The organism is Kitasatospora sp. NPDC047058, from assembly GCF_040643935.1.
In the GTDB taxonomy this organism is placed as follows: domain Bacteria; phylum Actinomycetota; class Actinomycetes; order Streptomycetales; family Streptomycetaceae; genus Kitasatospora.
On record NZ_JBEYVJ010000713.1, the window covers coordinates 1 to 2,319 of the forward strand.

The following is a 2,319-nucleotide window of genomic DNA, read 5'->3' on the forward strand; positions in this document are numbered from 1 at the left end:
CGGACCCGGCCGCCACGAGATCCTGGAACCGAGTCCGCGCCGCACTATTCAAAGCCGGACAGTTGGGGGGAATCCCCTATCGAACGCCCTCTGAGAGCCGGACGAGCTGTCGGATCCAGTCTTCTCCACCCCGGCGCGCCGCACCTGAGTACCCGTACTCAAGCGGGTACCCAACCCCGAACCGGCCCTCGACGGCGCGGCGCACACCCGGCGGAGACCACTGTCAGGGTCGCCGCCTACCCTACGACCGGCAGGGCACGGCGCCCGCACCCACGAAGGCCCACAGGAGGCCCACCATGACCGAGCGGCCCCGCGTCGACACCTACGCCGAGCAGCCCGGCACGCCGCCCGACGGGCACATGGTGCTTGCGTACCGGGTCGACCTGGAGACGGCGGACGGTTGGGAGGTGGACGACTACGCCGCGCAGGTACCCGTCGAGATCACCGATGCCGACCCGACGAGCAACGCGCAGCGCGTCGCACAGACCACCGCCGACGAAGTGCTCGCCGGCCACGCCCCGGACGTGGTGCGCGTCCGGGTGCTGGTCTGGGCCGGCCGCCCAGGACGCGACGAGGACGCCACCGCGGTCGCCGAGCGTTCCCGCGCCTGACCCCTTGCGCGCTGCAGACATCGACGCCGGCACGTCCGAGGTGCGCAGGCATGCTCACGGACTGGGCCCGGGGGCAGATCGTCGAAGCCGCCGGCTGCGGCTACAGCCCGACACCTTGCCCCCGGTGTGCACCTCTACGCCCTTGTGGCGTCACCGTATGCGGCTGACACTCACCAGGCATGGGGGACAACACCGTTTGGATTGCCGGGATCACCGGGGCGACCGCCATCGTGAGCGGATGGCTCACAAGCCGAAGTGGCGCCCGTGCCCTGCGGTATCAGACGGATTCCGCCGCGCGCTCCCGCCGTGAAGAGCAGCAGCTCGAACGGCAACGGGCCGCCTACGCCACCTTGATCGAGCACATCCACACGGTCGGGGCGCTGCACGGAGAAGCGCAGCTGGCTGTGGCCGAGCCGGACCCACAGCTCCGGGCAGACCAGGCCCGCGACCCCTCCGCCTCTTGCCATGACAGCACTACCGTTTCTGGGCTCTGTACCACTTGAGGAGAGCGGTAAGCGTGTCCCGGTCGGCCTCGCCGTTCAGCTCGGCAGTGAGGTCGTCGGGGCAGAGCTCGTAAAGGTCACCCCACCATCGGCGCCCTCGGTTGTCCCAGATGCGGTACCCACCAGGCACACCTCTGGCCACGTAGCGACGCCTACTCATGAAGCCCCCCACGGAAAGTAAGGCCCACGCCTTAGCGCACCTTTCTTCCCTCGCGCTCTACCGGCAGCAGACTACGGCAGATCTCAAACGTGGTCTGAAGGAGTCGTTCCGGGCCCCGCTCGGGCTAACGTGCGGGCATGGCCGAATCACCCGTCGCCCGGTTCTACGACCGGCTCGCCGCCGACTACCACCGTATGTACGCCGACTGGGAGGCCGGAATCGCCCGGCAGGGGGCGAGCCTGGACGCCCTGATCCGCGGCCGGCTGGGCGATGTGCCGGCCGAGGTGCTGGACTGCGCCTGCGGGATCGGTACGCAGTCGATCGGGCTGGCTGCCCGGGGGCACCGGGTCACCGCCACCGATCTCAGCGCGGTGGCGGCCGCCCGCGCGGCCCAAGAGGCGGACGGGCGTGGCCTCCGGCTCGCGGTCGCGGCCGCCGACATGCGCCGGCTGCCGGTCGCCGACGGCCGGTTCGACGTGGTCGTCTGCGCCGACAACGCGCTCCCGCACCTGCTCGCCGAGGACGATGTCCTGGCCGCCCTCGGCGAGATGCGCCGCGCCCTGCGCCCGGGTGGTCTGTTGCTGCTCTCCACCCGCCCGTACGACGAGCTGCGGGCCGTCCGGCCCTCGTCCACGCCGCCGCAGGTGTCGGCCGACGCCCACGGGCGGCGGACCGTCACCTTCCAGCTCTGGCAGTGGCACGAGGACGGCGAGCGCTACGACCTGGAGCTCTTCCAGCTGACCCCGGCGGGCGCGGAGGGCGGGGCGAAGGCTGCGGTGGAGGCTGGGGCGGACGGGCCGGAGGGCGCCGAGGGCGGGTGGCACGTCGAGGTCCGGCGCTCGGCGTACTGGGCGCTCTCCCGGGCCCAGTTGACCGCCTACGCCGCGCAGGCCGGGTTCACCGACGTGACCTGGGAGCTGCCGGAGCGCACCGGGTTCTTCCAACCGGTCCTGATCGCCCGCGTGCCGTGACCGGTCCGGCCGGCCGGTTCGCCGGCGCCGACGTCCTCGGGACCGGCGGTGACGGCCCGGCAAGCCGCACCACC

4 protein-coding genes are annotated in these 2,319 nt (G+C 72.1%); 3 read left to right on the forward strand and 1 reads right to left on the reverse strand.

Annotated features, from left to right (window positions below; all coding sequences use genetic code 11):
* The first annotated feature begins 296 nt into the window (after positions 1-296).
* Together ABZ885_RS39645 and ABZ885_RS39650 are read left to right on the forward strand one after the other, a co-directional pair.
* A complete protein-coding gene (locus ABZ885_RS39645; protein ID WP_360199833.1) occupies positions 297-611 on the forward strand; it encodes a hypothetical protein in 315 nt (104 codons plus the stop codon).
* A gap of 179 nt (positions 612-790) precedes the next feature.
* Entirely contained in the window at positions 791-1,114 is a 324-nt protein-coding gene (locus tag ABZ885_RS39650) for a hypothetical protein (RefSeq protein ID WP_360199839.1), read from the forward strand.
* On the opposite strand, the gene ABZ885_RS39655 is transcribed toward ABZ885_RS39650, so the two are convergent.
* Positions 1,086-1,274, reverse strand: a complete 189-nt coding sequence (locus ABZ885_RS39655; protein WP_360199835.1) for a hypothetical protein — start codon at positions 1,272-1,274, stop codon at positions 1,086-1,088. The two genes, ABZ885_RS39650 and ABZ885_RS39655, sit on opposite strands and share 29 nt — an antisense overlap.
* A 137-nt stretch (positions 1,275-1,411) precedes the next feature.
* On the opposite strand from ABZ885_RS39655, the gene ABZ885_RS39660 reads away from it, so the two are divergent.
* Positions 1,412-2,245, forward strand: a complete 834-nt coding sequence (locus ABZ885_RS39660) for a class I SAM-dependent methyltransferase (RefSeq protein ID WP_360199837.1) — start codon at positions 1,412-1,414, stop codon at positions 2,243-2,245.
* Positions 2,246-2,319: the final 74 nt, after the last annotated feature.

Excerpts from the sequence above, each read along its gene's own strand:
- ABZ885_RS39645 (WP_360199833.1), top strand. The coding sequence starts at position 297 with ATGACCGAGCGGCCCCGCGTCGACACCTACGCCGAGCAGCCCGGCACG.
- ABZ885_RS39650 (WP_360199839.1), top strand. The coding sequence starts at position 791 with ATGGGGGACAACACCGTTTGGATTGCCGGGATCACCGGGGCGACCGCC.
- ABZ885_RS39655 (WP_360199835.1), bottom strand. The coding sequence starts at position 1,274 with ATGAGTAGGCGTCGCTACGTGGCCAGAGGTGTGCCTGGTGGGTACCGC.
- ABZ885_RS39660 (WP_360199837.1), top strand. The coding sequence starts at position 1,412 with ATGGCCGAATCACCCGTCGCCCGGTTCTACGACCGGCTCGCCGCCGAC.